Raw genomic sequence first — 16,192 nt, 5'->3', positions numbered from 1 at the left:
GCGCTGCTACGTTGTTATTTATGACTTTCAAGTTGTAATGAATTGTAGAGCCGGATCATGTATATACAGTGAATATACGATTCACATTGGCTCTCTGCTGTTGTGTGTCTTAGAATCGAAATAATCAAATCGAGTATCTAAGGTGTGCAGTGATGGCCACTAAAAAGAACAAAGCGAACGCAAAAGATAGCCAGTTGATCATTAGAATTAACAGTGAGTTAAAAGATAACTTTATTTCACTGTGTGACGATATGGATACCTCTGCTGCACGCGAGATTCGACAATTCATCAAACGTTTTGTGGCTGAACATGAGGCTGAAAACGGCAAGTAGCAAGAGATAAGTAAGATGAGTCAATGTCAGTTCTTCTGTTTCAGGCGTAGCGCTTAATCTATAGGTACCTTGTTCTTGTGATTAATCTCCAATTCAGACGTTTTTACGTTCTGCTCTCTATCTGTTTCCTTGAGTTTACATTTCACTCGTTAAACTGAATTTCGTTTATATATTGAAATCTTATCTATATTTCAATAGCTTAGTGTTTGGCTATTAAATAAAAAGAATAAGGAAATCGTTATGTTGCTACCAAAACCCCTTAAGCGAGGCGATAAGATCGCTTTTTTCTCTCCTTCATCTCCGGCGACGGTGTTTGCCCCGAAACGTTTTGAAAGAGCAAAACAGTTTCTTGAAAGTAAGGGGTTTGAGTTAGTGGCGGGGCAGTTGACGGGTAAATCGGATGGCTACCGTTCTGGGTCAATTCAAGATCGAGCTAATGAGTTAAATGCGCTGATTCGAGATCCAAGCATACGCTGCATTATGTCAACGATTGGTGGCAACAACAGTAACGCACTGCTCCCTTATATAGATTACGATGCGTTGAAAAACGACCCAAAGGTGATCATCGGTTATTCTGATGTCACGGCTTTGCTACTTGGTATTCACGCCAAAACAGGCATTCCAACATTTTACGGTCCTGCGCTGGTTGCATCATTCGGTGAATTTGCGCCACTGGTTGAGGAAACCTTCGCGTCTTTCCATGAGATCTTATGCCAAGACCTTCAACAACATACTTACCAAATGCCTGCCGTGTGGACAGACTTTCGTGCAGAGTGGGAAACTCAAGACAAAGCCAAACCGGTTTATCAGAACGAATGGCAATATTTGGGTTCTGGTGTGGTGAAAGGTCGTATTATTGGCGGCAACCTAAATACCATGGGTGCGATTTGGGGCAGTGAATACATGCCTGAAATAAAACAAGGCGATATCTTGTTGGTAGAAGATTGCATGTTAGGGATTGAAACGGTAGAGCGCTCTTTCTCACTACTTAAAGCGTGTGGCATCTTTGATCGAGTGTCTGCGATTGTTCTTGGTAAACACGAGTTATTTAATGACAGAGGAACAGGTAGAGCACCACTGGATGTTCTACTTGAAGTGTTAAATGGTCAAGAAGTGCCGATCTTATCAGGCTTTGATTGCTGCCATACTCACCCAATGTTCACGCTACCATTAGGCTCGGATTGCACCATAGATTTCGATCAGCACTCTATCTCGATTTCGGGCGATTGGCTGAAGCGTGATTAACCAGTAAACCTTCTTAAGTGAAAAACCAACTTAACCAATGAACCGTTATTGGTTAATCTTCAAATACTGCACGCACAGGTCATGAAAGGCTTGTGCTTGCGGTGAGATAGTCCTATCTGAGAGCCTGAATATACCAATTTGACGCTTTAACGGCGGGTCAATTAACGGAATCCAGGTCAAACGGGTTTCGTTAGTCGGAAAAGCCAGCTTCGGTAGCGTTGTCACTCCGATACCAAGCTCCAATACAGAGAATAGAGAGGTGATGTTCTCAACAGAATAGAGTGCTTGTTCACTGAGTGTTCGAGCAGGAGTCGGGTCGAGCAGCGTGCATGTTCCATTTCTTATAAAGGGTTGCTGCAGCAAGGTTTGCCACTCTATCCCTTCTGGCTGGTTAGCGATGGGGTTGTCTTTCAAGCACACCACACCAATGGGATCAGAGATCAAAGGGGTGAAGTCAATAGTATCTTCATCGAGACTTGAACTATTGCCTAGTGCAACATCCACTTCTCCCGATAACAGCCTTGCTTCTACACCTGCCGCGTTATCATCAATCAAACTCACTTCTACATTCGGGTACTGCTCACAAAAGGCACCCAGAACACTCGGGATCAACTTCGCTGCGACAGAGGGAACACTGGCAATTCTAACTCTTCCTTGCTGGCCGGCTGCTGCGGCTCTCAAGTCATTATCCAGTGCTTTATAGACGTTTAAGAATTGAACGATTTTGGGTAAGCAAATTTCTCCAAATGGCGTCAGGGTTGATTTGTTTCCTGTTTCAAACAACGGCTGACCAAGTATCTTTTCCAACTCTTTAATTGAAGTCGATAGTGCTGCTTGAGACCGGTTAGCGCGGTTCGCTGCGGCTCTAAAACCGCCTTCCTCTACCACAAAAACGAAATGTTTTAGCTGCTGCAGTTTGATACTCATCCGTTTGAATTCCTCTCAATCCCTTATTTCACCTTACTTTGCGCATGGTGATAAGTTTTATTTATCAAATGCACGAAATTTACCGTTAGATTTATCAGGCGTCAAGGTGCAATATTTAACCATCTTGAAACAAAGTTGTTACAAAGTTGGATTGAAACGTGAACGCACAGACTAAAAAGCAGCCAGTAAAAACGGAACTATTCGCCTCTAAAGCGCCATTAGAGTGGGCAATTGTTAGCAACGGTACTCTGTATACCGCTCAAATCCCAATTGATGACACCGGAGCGGTGGTTGAAGGTGGGATTGAAGCTCAAACGCGACAAACTTTTAACAATCTAAAACACACATTGGAGTGCGCAGGTGAGTCATTGGACTCAGTTCTGCAGGTACTCATCTACGTGACTGACCGCGAATACCTCAAAACCGTTAACGCTGTTTATGCAGAGTACTTTGAGGCGCCTTATCCAAACCGCGCAGCAATGGTTGTAGCAGGGCTCGCAAGAGAAGAGATGCTGGTGGAATTTGTGGTGTATGCGTCGGCTTCGCAACAAGCGTAAAGCGCGATTGCTGAACAAGTAAACTGAACAAAACTTAATTTCGAATCAATACAGGGCGACCAGACTCAACAGTCGCTGAGACGTGACAAGGATAGAATGATGACTCAACTAAACAATGTTCAAGCGGAAAATGCACTCTATATTGGTGGTGAATGGCAGGCGGGCGTCAGTACGGTTGCTAACATTAACCCTTCTGATATTTCAGAAAACCTAGGTGATTTCGCGCAAGCAAGCTCAGAGCAAGTACAGCAGGCTATCTCTGCTGCAAAACACGCTCAACCTGAGTGGGAAAAAACGCCTATTGAGCGCAAGCAAGCGGTTCTTCAGGCGATTGGTGACGAGCTGATTGCACGTTGTGATGAGCTAGGGACGCTACTCTCTCGTGAAGAGGGTAAACCTTTTGCTGAAGGCCGTGGTGAAATCTATCGTGCCGGTCAATTCTTCCAGTACTTCGCGGCTGAAGTACTTCGTCAAATTGGTGATAACGCTGCTTCCGTTCGTCCAGGAGTCTCCGTTGAAGTGACTCGTGAAGCTGTAGGCGTTATCGCCATTATCTCTCCTTGGAATTTCCCAACTGCGACTGCGGCTTGGAAAATCGCGCCAGCATTGGCGTTTGGTAATAGCGTTATTTGGAAGCCTGCGAACTTAACACCGGCAAGTGCTGTTGCGTTAACGGAAATCATTCATCGTCAAGGTATCCCTGCGGGTACATTCAACCTTGTTCTAGGTAGCGGCTCAACCGTGGGCGACGCACTGATTCATTCCAAAGATGTCAATGGCGTGAGCTTCACGGGTTCAGTTGATACGGGTCGTAAAGTTGCTGCGGCGACAGCGCCAAACTTCGTACGTTGCCAGTTAGAAATGGGCTCAAAGAATGCGTTGGTTATTGCTGATGATGCCGATATCCAAACCGCGGTTGAAGCAACAATTGCTGGTTCGTTCTCTGGCGCTGGTCAGAAGTGTACGGCTTCGTCTCGTTTGGTAGTAATGGATAGCATCCACGATCAATACGTTGAAGCGCTAATTAAACGCATGAGCGAACTCAAAGTAGGGCATGCACTGCAAGATGGCATCTTCATGGGGCCAGTGGTTGACGGTAAGCAACTGGAAGCGAACTTCGATTGGATTGAGAAAGCTCGTCAAAGTGGTGCAGAGCTTGCGTTTGGTGGTGAGCGCCTGAATCTAGAACATGAAGGCTACTACATGTCACCAACGCTTTTCTTGAACACTCAAAATAGCTGGGAAGTGAACCAAGAAGAGGTGTTTGCTCCAATGGCTAGTGTCATTCGCGTGGCTGATTTAGAAGAAGCGATCGCGACGACCAATGACACACGCTTTGGCTTAACTGGCGGCATCATCACTCAAAGCTTACGCACTAGCGCAATGTTCAAAGAACAAGCACAAACCGGGTGTGTAATGGTGAACCTTCCAACTGCGGGTACGGATTACCACGTGCCATTTGGTGGACGTAAAGAGTCTAGCTTTGGTCCTCGTGAACAAGGCCAATACGCGAAAGAGTTCTATACCGTGGTTAAAACTGCGTATCAGCGTCCTTACTAACGCCTTTGTCACTGAACAAGGATCAAGCCCGAGTGTGGCTCGGGCTGAATTAAACGTTCGATTTTGAGTTATTCAACAGGAGTGGTTATGTACCAGCAACGAATAGTTATCGATGGATTACAGTACTGCAATTGGGATCGCGAATATTTTCAAACATTGAAAGCCAGCGGCATTACGGCAGTACACGCAACGATTGTTTATCACGAAAATGCTCGTGAAACTCTGACTCGCTTTGCTGAATGGAACCTAAGGTTTGAGCAAAACGCCGACCTTATTATGCCAATCCACTCAATGGCAGATGTCGAAAAAGCCAAACAGCTAGGCAAAGTGGGCATCTTCATGGGCGCACAAAACTGCTCTCCAATTGATGATGAGATTGGTTTGATCGAAGTGATGCGTCAGCAAGGGCTTTTGATCATGCAGCTGACTTACAACAACCAAAGCCTATTAGCGACAGGTTGTTATGAGCAGCACGATACGGGTGTTACTCGCTTTGGTAAGCAAGCGATAGAAGAGATGAACCGGGTCGGCATGATCATCGACATGTCGCACAGTGCAGAACGCTCAACACTTGAAGCGATTGACCTCTCTTCACGTCCAATCTGTATTAGCCATGCTAACCCTACCTTTGCACACGATGCATTGCGAAACAAATCTAATGAGGTGATCAAAGCGCTAACCGCACGTGGTGGTTTGATTGGCTTCAGTTTGTACCCATTCCATCTACCAAACGGTAGCCAATGTACCCTTGAAGACTTTTGCCAAATGGTTGCAAAAACAGCAGATATGGTCGGCGTTGAGCACCTAGGCATTGGCAGCGATCTGTGCCTGAACCAACCTCAATCGGTATTGGAGTGGATGCGTAATGGTCGCTGGTCTAAAGCGATGGATTATGGAGAAGGCTCTGCGAGCAACTCAGGATGGCCAGATGCACTGCCATGGTTCTGTGGAAGTGCTGGCATGGAAAATATTTATAACGGTTTGATAAGCCACGGCTTCAGTGAAGCAGAGGCTGGAAAAATACTAGGTGAAAACTGGTTTAACTTTTTACAAGACGGCCTAGAGCCACTTGCTAAAGGGTAGGACGAAGCAAAAGGAAACCTTATACCAGATAGACCTAAACATGGACTAGCCTGCCCAAGACAACAATAACAGGGCAGGTGTTAAATACACCGCTTGCAGTCATCATTGTTATGACAGCTGCAAAGAAACCTCTGGAGTCAGAGTATGTCTGATTTAACCAATAGCGTGAAACCGAATGGTCTGGAAGCCGCGAGCATGAATGCATCGTCGAAGAAGGACAAACAGAAGTCAGATTCGAATACAGCGAATAATACTAAGGACGTAAATAACGACAAACTGGGACTGAGTAACCCAGCTCTATGGTACAGCGGCGGGTTCATCGCACTGTTTGTTGCTTTAGCACTTTATGATGGCGAACTCTTATCTAGCCTAGTAAATAGCGGCTTTGCATGGTCAGTGAAAGTCTTTGGTCCGTACTGGCAGCTGCTTCTTTTGCTTACTTTTCTTATTGGTCTTGGCTTGGCGGCAGGGCGAACAGGCAAGGTAGTTCTTGGTGGAACAGATAAGCCTGAAATGGATGGCTTCCGTTGGATGGCGATCATCTTCTGTACACTGCTTGCGGGTGGCGGCGTGTTCTGGGCAGCGGCAGAGCCTATCGCACACTATGTAAGCCCACCACCTTTGTATGGCGCACAAGAGAGCGCTCAACAAGGGGCGGTGAACGCATTGTCACAATCTTTCATGCACTGGGGTTTCTTAGCTTGGGCGATTGTTGGTAGCTTGACTTCGATTGTCGTGATGCATCTTCATTATGACAAAGGCTTGCCACTGAAACCACGTATCTTGCTTTATCCTGTGCTTGGCGAGCGCGCACTAAAAGGACATACAGGCGCACTGATTGATGCTTGTTGTATTGTTGCGGTTGCGGCGGGAACCATTGGTCCTATTGGCTTCTTAGGGCTACAAGTGAGCTACGCATTGAATGCTTTGTTCGAGATACCTGATGGCTTTACAACTCAACTTATTATCATCTTGTTTGCTATTGCTCTGTATACGTTGTCTGCGCTGAGTGGTCTGAACCGTGGTATGCAAATGTTAAGTCGCTACAACGTGATTCTTGCGATGGCGCTGATGGTTTACATCCTACTGTTTGGTCCAACCAACTTTATCTTCAATGGTTATATCCAAGGCGTTGGTAGCATGTTGGATAACTTCATCCCAATGGCGACATATCGTGGTGATGAAGGTTGGCTAAGCTGGTGGACGGTATTCTTCTGGGGTTGGTTCCTAGGTTACGGCCCAATGATGGCTATCTTTATTGCACGTATCTCACGTGGTAGAAACATTCGCCAGATTGTGACGACGATTAGTGTTGTTGCGCCGCTAGTTACCTGCTTCTGGTTCACTATCGTAGGCGGCTCTGGTCTAGCGTTTGAAATTGCTGACCCAGGTAGTGTGAGTAAGGCATTTGAAGGGTTTAACTTGCCGGGCGCTCTGTTGGCTGTAACGCAGCAGCTACCAATGCCGATGTTGGTGTCAATCTTGTTCCTGATTCTAACCACGATCTTCATTGTCACAACGGGTGACTCAATGACTTACACGATCAGTGTTGTGATCAGCGGTGAGACAGAGCCAAATGCCATCATTCGTACATTCTGGGGTGTTGCAATGGGTGTGACCGCCTTGATCCTCATCTCATTGGGCTCGGGTGGGATATCTGCACTGCAATCGTTCATCGTAATAACAGCAGTACCGGTTTCTCTGATTCTTTTACCGTCACTTTGGAATGCGCCACAAATTGCAATCAAGATGGCAAAAGAGCAGGGCCTATAAACAAAATAATAATAATCAGGGGCGGAAAGCTCGCCCCATTTCATTCAATAACGTGAAAACTAACCCTCGGCTGGGAACGGTTAGTGATACTAAATAACTATAAAGGTGGTGAGCAAAATGGATGCACATCGTTCAACCTACACTGAATCCGAACTACGTAATGCAGAGAGTGTTATGGCGCCAGAAAGGCTAGGCGCAATGCACCAAACTCGTATCAGCTTTGTGAGAACGCTGATTCGAAAAATGGCACAACAGCAATGGCAGGTTACTAAGCATGATTGGCAATTGTGCCCAAGAGGCTTTGGTCATGTGATCTATAAATTGGCGACGCCAACCCATGTTTATCATTTGGTTGTCTTTTGCGATGAGATCGCAGATGAAGAGCGCAATGACAGAGTGATCGCTGAAAAGTGGGACGTAACATTTGCACTGGTTGTTGGTGATGTCGATCAAGCACTACTTGAAAGACTGAGAGCGAATGTCCCATTGCAGGAAGCGGGGCGTAACCCAAATAACGTGATCGTTTTAGCGCGTGCCAACAAGAGTGTGAGAGTATTTGAACATATCGTAAGTCACCTAGCGCAAGGTAAGCAACCCACACCCACTGAGTTGGCAGAAGTGGGCTACATACTAAGAACGACGGCTGTATACGGCAACGGTAAGTTTGGTATTGCTGATTTTAAAGTGCTTGAAAATAATCCAGATTTTAACCAGTCGTTTAGCGCGCAAATGTGTGCGGTGTATCTGCTACGTGAGTTCAGCTTGGATTGGGTTCACTACCTTGCACAACAAACAGGTGGCGATACTGCGGTGAAGCTTGTCCGTGGTCTGCAGAGATATCTCGGTGTTGGTAATGCAACGGGTTTAGGTATGGCACCTTACCTAATCAATCACCCATGTATTGTTGACCAATGGATGACGACGCGTGAGCATGCGCTAGCCGATGTATTAGCTCAACCTGCCTCTGAAGACAAAACCTCTCCGCTTGAACAGCTATTGAACAAAGCCATTTGCCATTTAGAGCAGGTGATCACGATTAACGATCATCAACAAGGTTTAAACCAACAGGCTGTTGAAGATTTGAAACAGTTTAATGCTTCGTTGAGCATCAACGTGGCTAAATGCGGAACATGGCAGCAACTCGTTACTCAGTCTCAAACAATGAGTCTCGAAGCCCAAGAAATACTCATTTCCTGCTTGATGGAGTTATACCCTGATTTAGTGGATGCACATCAAGACGAGATGAACTGTAGCGAGATGCTGTCACTCCCAAGCGGGAAAAAAGTTCAGGATATTTTAGTGCTGCTAGAATCCAAATATCGCTGGGCAATTACGACCGATTTCACCAAGGCAGAAAACAACTATTGGTTCTGGTATCGCTCGCAAGACAAAGAAGAGCCAAGACTTGGGATTCGTGGAGAAGAGCCAGGAGAAGAGCGTGAACTGCCGTTGGACATCGGTCGTCAGGCATATCGTTTGTACCATGCACTGCTCCAGTTCCCGCCAGAACTATCCTTGGCTGAGTTCTTAGTGCAAAACCCGCAATATCGTGCGATTTCAAGAAGAGTATGGTCACTAGGTCAAAGTGCGATGGGGGACATTCAAATGAACGTACTCCATAAATCGTCACTGCCGATGCACTTGTTGCGTTGTAAGTTAGCGATTTTTGGTGCGACTAAGTTCGACCCACGTTCAGACCGTTGGGTTCGCGTTACCTTCTTCCAAGGAGCACCACTATTAGACGAAATCCATGAAGATGAGTGGTTGTTCCCGTTGTTACCTGAGCAGGTGTCTTCACCCATACAACATAGCGTCAACGTCGCTAACCACACTCACTTTGAAGAGGATAAGTAATGATGATCGTTTCTCACAATGAACTTGTCGCGGCTGTAAACAAAGCCTTTCTTGGTATGCGCCGCTGCTGTGGCGAAGCGGATGTGGTTGCCAACATGGTGGCGGACTTACAAATGGTTGGTTTAGACGGCGTGCGCCACTTCAATAATGCGAGCAACTACATCGGGTTAGAGTCTGATACGCCAGTGGCCATTTCAATAACCAGTGACAATACGGTTCAAGTGGATCTACACGAAAGCAGCGTTGCGTGTCATCTACCCGTGATTATGGATTACGCCATAGAAAAAATGGTAGGCAACAAGGCGCTAAAAATTGAGCTCATTAATTGCCATAACCGCTGGTTGGCTTACAGCGAGCTCGTAAAACTGGCATCAAAGGGCATTGCGTGCAGTGCCAGTTGGGCTAACGGATCAAACCCTAAGCGCACCTTATATGTTCTTAACCGAGGCTGCGTAGCTCCAGAGCTATTCCTGTCGGATGATGTAGAAACTCATACTGAACATTTCCATAATATGACAATTGAACTGTCGATTGAGGATTTTGATGTGAGCACACTATCTCAAGGGTACGAGCAACACGTTACTTCTTCATCACTTAATGAGAGCCAAAGCAATGCTTGGCAAAATGGTATCGAGGTCGATGAAAAAGAGTGGAGTATATTGAAAGAAACAGCTACGGCAATTTTGGTGGAAAATAGCCAAAGATCCGTTCAAGGCGCAGGTGAATTGGAACCGGAGACGATCTAGAGTGATAAGCTATTCCCAAACAACTCACCACTCATAGATACAACTAACACCGAGTGACGCTGTCACTTGATGTTGCCTAGTTGATAACCAAAGAGCTTAATGTCCCCTCTCAGCATTAGGCTCTTTTTCCTTTCTAGTGGTAATCATCCTTTCAACCAATCATTTTTTTGCTGAATATATTGAGGCGTTAACCCCTCCTTAACCCTGCTTGCTCTATCTTTGCCGCATCTAAGTGGGGAGAGAGCACCAATGACGTTTCGATATTCAGTGCTTGCGCTAATGCTATCTGGTCTTATGGGTTGTGCAACAACCAGCGAAGCCAATTATTCAACGCAGGCAACAGAGCAACAAAATGAGTCTATTCAGCAGCTACTCAATCGAGTAGAAACGGCTGAGAAAGATCAAACAGAACAACCAACGACTCTAATTACCGACCTTGTCAATGTACCAGAGCTTGACGAGTACCTATCGACAGCGCTAAGCGCTAATCCAAGCCTTCAGCAGAGTATTGTGGCGCTTAAGATCGCGTATGCCCAAGAGGGTTTAAGTTTCGCTGACCAACTACCAACGGTGAATGCTAATTTTTCAGCAGAGAAAACGGAAGGCAGTGACGAGAGTTACACGGCTGATGTTACCGTGAGTTGGGAAATCGACCTGTGGCAGCGCTCAGCAGACGTCACAGCCGCTTCTAGAAAAGACGTTGCTGCATCTCAAGCAAGCCTACAAAACGCAACCAACCTTCTTGCTGCAAATATTATGCGTGGCTGGTTAGAGATCAGTGTCAATCAACAGCTTCTGGATATAGAGCAGCGCCGTTTATCGATTCTTGAAAACAACGAAACATTGGTATTAGACCGCTATCAGGTGGGTTTAGGTACGCTTGAAGAGCTAGATAACGCCAAGACGAGTACCGCGTCTACTCGTGCAACTGTCGCGCAATATCAAGAGAACGTATCAAAGAGTAAGCGCAGCCTGCTATTACTGACTGGAGAGCTCAATACCAAGGTGACTAACGTCAACGTCGCTCAAGCGTTTCCTGAAGTCTTAAACCCTCTTGACAACATGTCCGTGCAAAACCTTGCGGGTCGTCCCGACCTACAACAAGCGTTTTTTAATATCGAAGCTGAGAGCTTGAGAACGGATGCCGCTTATAAGGCGATGCTGCCATCTTTTAGTCTCTCGGCAAGTTTAAAGGATATGGCGGAAACGCCAAGTGAAGCCTTGTTTGCCAACCCTTTGTGGAGTGCGCTTGGTCAGATATCTGCGCCACTATTCCAAGGTGGTCGCTTAAAAACCAACGCCGAGATTGCCGAGTTAACAACAGAGCAAAGCTATTGGGCATATCAAGAAGCGCTACTGACCGCTGTGAATGAAGTGGAAAACGCGATTGGACAAGAAGGTTCATTAGCTGATCAGCAACTGTATCTAAAGGCTTCACTAGTGAGCGCCAAACGAAGTGTCGTCAGTTATGAAGAGAAATATCGCCAAGGACTAGTGGACATCTTCGACTTATTGACGGTTCAACAGCAAGCCTATGACGTCGAGTCTCAACTCACCAATACCACGTACCAACGTTTACTTAACCGAATTGATTTAGGCTTAGCACTGGGCCTAGGTGTCGAAAATCTAGGAAACAAAGCATGAAAAGCACATTAAAAAAGAATGCAATCACGTTCGCTATCACCTTAGCCGCAGCAGGTTCTATTTTTGCCGTCGTCGCTTATAACGGTAGCCAAATGGCACAAGCGGCTCAAGCAAAACCGCAAACTAAGGTCGAGGTAGCAGGTGAACAAGCGTCAGATATCCGTTCACTTCCACAGGTTGCTGTACAGGTAACAGACGCGGCTAGCTATCATGCAGAGATTGTTGGTTTTGGTGAGACAAAACCGCGTTACGAGCTTGCTTTTGCCAGTGAACTAAGCGGTCGTGTCGAGTGGTTGTCTAGCAGCTTTGAAGCCGGCTCTACCGTAAGAAAAGGTGAGTTACTTGCGAAGATCGATACTACGACATACGAGCAAGCGGTTACTCAAGCGAAGTCGGATGTTGCGACCGCAACTCAAGAGTTATTAGAAGAACAGAGACAAGGCGAACAGGCTCGCTCTGAATGGGAGCGATCTGGTTTAACAGGGGAGCCAAGTTCTCCATTGGTTCTGCGTGAGCCACAACTTGCCAGTGCGCAAGCTAAGCTAGAGAACGCCAAGCAAGCGTTAGTAAAAGCGCAGCAAGATTTGACCAATACAGAGGTACGAGCGCCATTTGATAGTGTTGTGGTAAGCCGTGATATTCAGCCTGGCAGCTACTTAAACGCAGGGGGCAGCATCGCAACACTATACAGCATCGATCGGATTGAGATCGAAATCCCGTTATCGGAACAGCAGTGGGCGAACCTGCCGAATTCAACGCTACAAGGCGAAATCACGTGGAAGGCGACCATTACTGACAGTACGGGGTCTGTCGAATGGCAAGCTCAGGTAGAACGTAGCTATCAATATGTCGCCCAGAATACGCGTCAGCGCTCTGTTGTATTAGTTGTCGATAACCCGCTTGATCAAGCTCAACCACTTTTCCCTGGCACCTTTGTGACAGCGACGATTTCTGGTGCAGAAGTGGATAACTTGTGGCAGTTGCCAGCATCGGCATTGTCGCAGCAAGGTGAGATTTGGACGGTGGACTCGCAAGGTATGTTAACCAAATCGCAAGCAACCACACTGTTTGAGCGAGATGATCACATTTACGTTGAGCCCACGCAAAATGAAGCCGCAGTAAAAGTGGTGATGCGTCCATTGAGCAACTTCAAAGTCGGTATGAAAGTGAGTCCAGCCGTGTCGCAAGCAGTAAGTAAAGTCAGCGTAGTTCAACATATCGCAGAAAATGCGATGTCAGAGGAGGGCTAACATGAGTTTGTTACCTTCAACAAATCAGCAACCCTCTTATCAGCCGAAAGGCATTATTGCTTGGTTCGCTCAAAATTCTGTCGCCGCCAATCTGCTCATGTTCGGTGTGATTCTGGTGGGTTTGTTCTCTGTAGATGGCTTACGTAAAGAGGCATTCCCAAGCCTGGAACCTGACATCGTAACCGTATCTGTCACTTACGATAGTGGCGATCCCGTTCAGGCGGAAGAGGGGATCGCAATGAAGATAGAGGAAGCGTTGGAAACGGTATCTGGCATTAAGCACATTACATCCACTTCTGATTCATCAGGCAGTCATGTCTCTATCGAAAAAGAGACGAACTATGATCTGGATACCTTGTTGGATGATGTGAAAACCAAGGTTGATGCGATTAATAACTTACCTGTCGAAGCGGATAATCCTGTTATCGACAAAGCGCGAATGCAAGAGCACGCGCTGTGGGTGCAGCTTTATGGCGATACAGACCGCGCGACTTTGCAAGACCTAGCCGAGCAGTTAAAGGCTGACCTACTGAGCCAAAGTCAGATTCGTGATCTGGAAGTTAAGGCTAAGATTGATCCGATGATCTCAGTCGAGGTTGATGAGGCCAAGCTGCAAGCTTACAACCTCACTCTGACGGATGTGTCCAACGCGATAAACGCAGAATCGTCGACCAGTATCGCAACCAGTTTGCGTAATGGTGATAAGACGGTTCGCCTAAAAGTGTCGGAGCAGGCTTATGAGTTGGAAGACTTTAGAGCAATCCCAATTTTGAACACAACCAATGGTGGTCAAATCGTCCTTGGCGATATCGCGGTAGTCAGCGATGTGTTTGAAGAAGATACCTTTAGTTTGTCGCGTTACAACCAACAAAATTCGATGGGCATCCAGATTGTGATGGATGAATACAGTGATGTCATCAGCATTGTTGAACAGGCCGAACAAGTCGTAGAAACATGGAAATCGAGTAATTTACTGCCAGAGAATGTCGAAATTGAAAGCTGGTACGACAAAAGTACGCTGATTAAGGAGCGACTGTCTCTATTGGCGAAGAACGCTCTGACAGGTATAGCCTTGGTATTCATCGTATTGGCTCTGTTCCTTAATATTCGAGTAGCGTTCTGGGTAGCAGCGAGCCTACCGTTTGTATTCTGCGGCACACTGTTCTTCATGACTGATTCGTTTATGGGGCTCACGATTAATGAGATGACCACATTTGGTTTCATTATGGCGCTGGGTATTGTGGTCGATGACGCGGTGGTTGTCGGTGAGAGCATTTATTCAACACGCAGAGCAGAAGGTGACACTCTAAAGAGTACGATCATAGGCACGCATAAGGTCGCAGCACCAACCATATTTGGTGTGCTAACTACTGTGGTGGCGTTTGTCTCGATCGCGATGGTGGAAGGCAAAATGGGGCAGATCTATGCTCAGTTTGCCACGGTCGTTGCTATCTGTTTGATGCTCTCTTTAGTGGAATCAAAACTAATATTGCCGTCGCATTTAGCACACGTGAATACGCAACGCTCTGATAAAAAAGGCATCTGGAATCGCATTCAGCAAGGGGCAGATAACGGTTTAGAGTGGGTTAACAATAAGATCTACACAAGACTGATTAAGCAGGCATTGAACTTCCGATACGCGGTCGTTCTTGGCTTTATCTCACTGTTTATTTTGGTTATCGGGATGCCATTTACCGGAAGTGTCCGAGTGGCCTTTTTCCCAGACATCGCTGGCGATACCGTAACCGCTGAAATTAGCATGTATAACGACAGCAGTTTTGGTCAAACTCAAACTAACTTGTTGCAGTTAGAGGCGAACGCACTAGACGTTGATAAACAGTTACGAGCGATTCATGGTGGTGAATCGGGCATTTCAAGTGTACAGGTGATCGCAGAGGAAGATAAATCGGGCAAAGTGACGATTGAGCTTAGTGATGAGGCGACTTATGACTCCAACCAATTTGCCGATGTTTGGTTAGCAAACTCAGAAAACATGGAAGGCGTCAAAAAGCTTAAAGTGTTGTCGATGATGGAGATGGTGGACGCCTTTAAAGCGGAATTGAAAGCCAATGATGAAGAGTTATTGAAAGAAGCGGCGAATAAGCTTAAGGCAGAGTTGCAAACGGTCGCTGGGGTGAGCGGAATTGACGATAACCTGGATCTAGGTGAGCCTCAATACCGCTTCGAATTAACAGACCAAGGCCGCGCCCTTGGAATGGATACGGCAACACTGGCCCAACAAGTGCTGCAATCTTTTGGTGGTGACATTGTTCAGCGTTTTCAGCGGGGCAAAGACGAAGTGAAAGTCCGTGTGCGTTATCCAGAAAATGATCGTCAAACCTTGGCGGATATTGGTGCGTCAAAGGTAAGAACCCCTGATGGTACGGTTGTGCCGTTAACGACAGTCGCTAAGGTTTATTCCGATTATCAGCAGTCTGAAATCACTCGTATTGATAACCAGCGCGCTGTGTACATTACCGCAGTGGTGGATAAAGATCAGGTCGCATCGAATGAACTTGTCGCTCAGTTGAAAAACAGTATTGTGAAAGAGCTAAATGCTGATTACCCCACGGTGAACATCGACTTTACGGGTGAAGCAGAGCAACAACAAGAGTCAACAGATTCCATGCAATCGACGTTTGTTTTGGCGCTGATCATGATCTTTGCACTGCTGGCTATTCCGTTGAAATCGTACGTGCAGCCTTTGATCATTATGGTCGCGATACCATTTGGTATTGTTGGCGCTATTTTAGGGCACTGGTTAAATGATCTGACTCTCAGCATCTTATCTCTAAATGGTATTTTGGCTCTGAGCGGTGTTGTAGTGAACGACAGCCTATTGTTAGTGTCTCGGTTCAATGAGTTGGTAAAAGATAAGTCATTGACCATTAAAGATGCGATCCAACAAGCATGTACTGGACGCTTGCGAGCGGTATTGCTGACCTCTGTCACCACGTTTGCAGGTTTGGCACCGTTGTTGAGCGAGACCTCGATGCAGGCACAGTTTCTGATTCCAGCTGCAGCGGCGCTTGGTTACGGCATTTTGTTTGCTACTGTCATTACACTAGTATTAACGCCGTCACTGCTGTTGATTCATAACGACATAAATACTCTGATTAATAAAGTAAAATATAAGTTTCTTAGCTCAAGTAGACAGTTAGACTTAGCGTAATCAGTTACAATTATATGATGTGATTATCGAGCCCCATAAGGATGCTTAT

General features: G+C 46.3%; 11 protein-coding genes and 1 pseudogene. 11 read left to right on the top strand and 1 reads right to left on the bottom strand.

Features of this window, described 5'->3' with window-relative positions; translation table 11 throughout:
• Positions 1–152 precede the first annotated feature (152 nt).
• Together OCV50_RS20380 and OCV50_RS20375 are read left to right on the top strand one after the other, a co-directional pair.
• Entirely contained in the window at positions 153–332 is a 180-nt protein-coding gene (locus OCV50_RS20380) for a hypothetical protein (RefSeq protein ID WP_239840162.1), read from the top strand.
• Between the two features lie 240 nt (positions 333–572).
• Entirely contained in the window at positions 573–1,577 is a 1,005-nt protein-coding gene (locus OCV50_RS20375; protein WP_261904451.1) for a S66 family peptidase, read from the top strand.
• 45 nt (positions 1,578–1,622) lie between these two features.
• Here OCV50_RS20375 and OCV50_RS20370 read toward each other — a convergent pair whose 3' ends face one another.
• Positions 1,623–2,504, bottom strand: a complete 882-nt coding sequence (locus OCV50_RS20370) for a LysR family transcriptional regulator (RefSeq protein ID WP_239840160.1) — start codon at positions 2,502–2,504, stop codon at positions 1,623–1,625.
• Between the two features lie 158 nt (positions 2,505–2,662).
• Here OCV50_RS20370 and OCV50_RS20365 point away from each other — a divergent pair, with 158 nt between their 5' ends.
• The 9 genes and pseudogenes from OCV50_RS20365 to OCV50_RS20325 all read left to right on the top strand — a co-directional run bounded on the left by OCV50_RS20365 (position 2,663) and on the right by OCV50_RS20325 (position 16,143).
• Complete coding sequence (locus tag OCV50_RS20365; RefSeq protein ID WP_261904450.1) at positions 2,663–3,061, top strand: RidA family protein; 399 nt, start codon at positions 2,663–2,665, stop codon at positions 3,059–3,061.
• A gap of 99 nt (positions 3,062–3,160) precedes the next feature.
• Positions 3,161–4,621, top strand: a complete 1,461-nt coding sequence (locus OCV50_RS20360; protein ID WP_239840158.1) for an aldehyde dehydrogenase family protein — start codon at positions 3,161–3,163, stop codon at positions 4,619–4,621.
• Between the two features lie 87 nt (positions 4,622–4,708).
• Complete coding sequence (locus OCV50_RS20355; protein WP_261904449.1) at positions 4,709–5,704, top strand: dipeptidase; 996 nt, start codon at positions 4,709–4,711, stop codon at positions 5,702–5,704.
• A 267-nt stretch (positions 5,705–5,971) separates the two neighbouring features.
• Positions 5,972–7,477: pseudogene (locus OCV50_RS20350) on the top strand (BCCT family transporter); the annotation flags it as partial.
• 117 nt (positions 7,478–7,594) lie between these two features.
• On the top strand, positions 7,595–9,331 hold the full coding sequence (locus OCV50_RS20345; RefSeq protein ID WP_390905159.1) for a hypothetical protein: 1,737 nt from the start codon (positions 7,595–7,597) through the stop codon (positions 9,329–9,331).
• Positions 9,332–9,333: 2 nt separating this feature from the next.
• Positions 9,334–10,077: a DUF3726 domain-containing protein gene (locus OCV50_RS20340; protein WP_261905246.1), complete on the top strand. Its 744-nt coding sequence runs from the start codon at positions 9,334–9,336 to the stop codon at positions 10,075–10,077.
• 249 nt (positions 10,078–10,326) lie between these two features.
• On the top strand, positions 10,327–11,721 hold the full coding sequence (locus OCV50_RS20335) for a TolC family protein (RefSeq protein ID WP_261904448.1): 1,395 nt from the start codon (positions 10,327–10,329) through the stop codon (positions 11,719–11,721).
• A complete protein-coding gene (locus OCV50_RS20330) occupies positions 11,718–12,971 on the top strand; it encodes an efflux RND transporter periplasmic adaptor subunit (RefSeq protein WP_261904447.1) in 1,254 nt (417 codons plus the stop codon). Before OCV50_RS20335 ends, OCV50_RS20330 begins: the two co-directional genes overlap by 4 nt.
• 1 nt (position 12,972) lies before the next feature.
• The gene (locus OCV50_RS20325) at positions 12,973–16,143 is read left to right on the top strand and encodes an efflux RND transporter permease subunit (protein ID WP_261904446.1); all 3,171 of its coding nucleotides are present in this window, start codon (positions 12,973–12,975) and stop codon (positions 16,141–16,143) included.
• The last annotated feature ends 49 nt before the right edge of the window (positions 16,144–16,192 follow it).

Origin of the sequence: Vibrio fortis, assembly GCF_024347475.1 — a bacterium.
GTDB classification, from domain to species: domain Bacteria; phylum Pseudomonadota; class Gammaproteobacteria; order Enterobacterales; family Vibrionaceae; genus Vibrio; species Vibrio fortis.
This window is presented reverse-complemented; position numbering and strand designations above follow the sequence as displayed.

Coding starts and splice junctions, on each gene's coding strand:
- OCV50_RS20325 (WP_261904446.1), top strand. CDS start 12,973: ATGAGTTTGTTACCTTCAACAAATCAGCAACCCTCTTATCAGCCGAAA.
- OCV50_RS20355 (WP_261904449.1), top strand. CDS start 4,709: ATGTACCAGCAACGAATAGTTATCGATGGATTACAGTACTGCAATTGG.
- OCV50_RS20335 (WP_261904448.1), top strand. CDS start 10,327: ATGACGTTTCGATATTCAGTGCTTGCGCTAATGCTATCTGGTCTTATG.
- OCV50_RS20375 (WP_261904451.1), top strand. CDS start 573: ATGTTGCTACCAAAACCCCTTAAGCGAGGCGATAAGATCGCTTTTTTC.
- OCV50_RS20370 (WP_239840160.1), bottom strand. CDS start 2,504: ATGAGTATCAAACTGCAGCAGCTAAAACATTTCGTTTTTGTGGTAGAG.
- OCV50_RS20345 (WP_390905159.1), top strand. CDS start 7,595: ATGGATGCACATCGTTCAACCTACACTGAATCCGAACTACGTAATGCA.
- OCV50_RS20380 (WP_239840162.1), top strand. CDS start 153: ATGGCCACTAAAAAGAACAAAGCGAACGCAAAAGATAGCCAGTTGATC.
- OCV50_RS20360 (WP_239840158.1), top strand. CDS start 3,161: ATGACTCAACTAAACAATGTTCAAGCGGAAAATGCACTCTATATTGGT.
- OCV50_RS20340 (WP_261905246.1), top strand. CDS start 9,334: ATGATCGTTTCTCACAATGAACTTGTCGCGGCTGTAAACAAAGCCTTT.
- OCV50_RS20330 (WP_261904447.1), top strand. CDS start 11,718: ATGAAAAGCACATTAAAAAAGAATGCAATCACGTTCGCTATCACCTTA.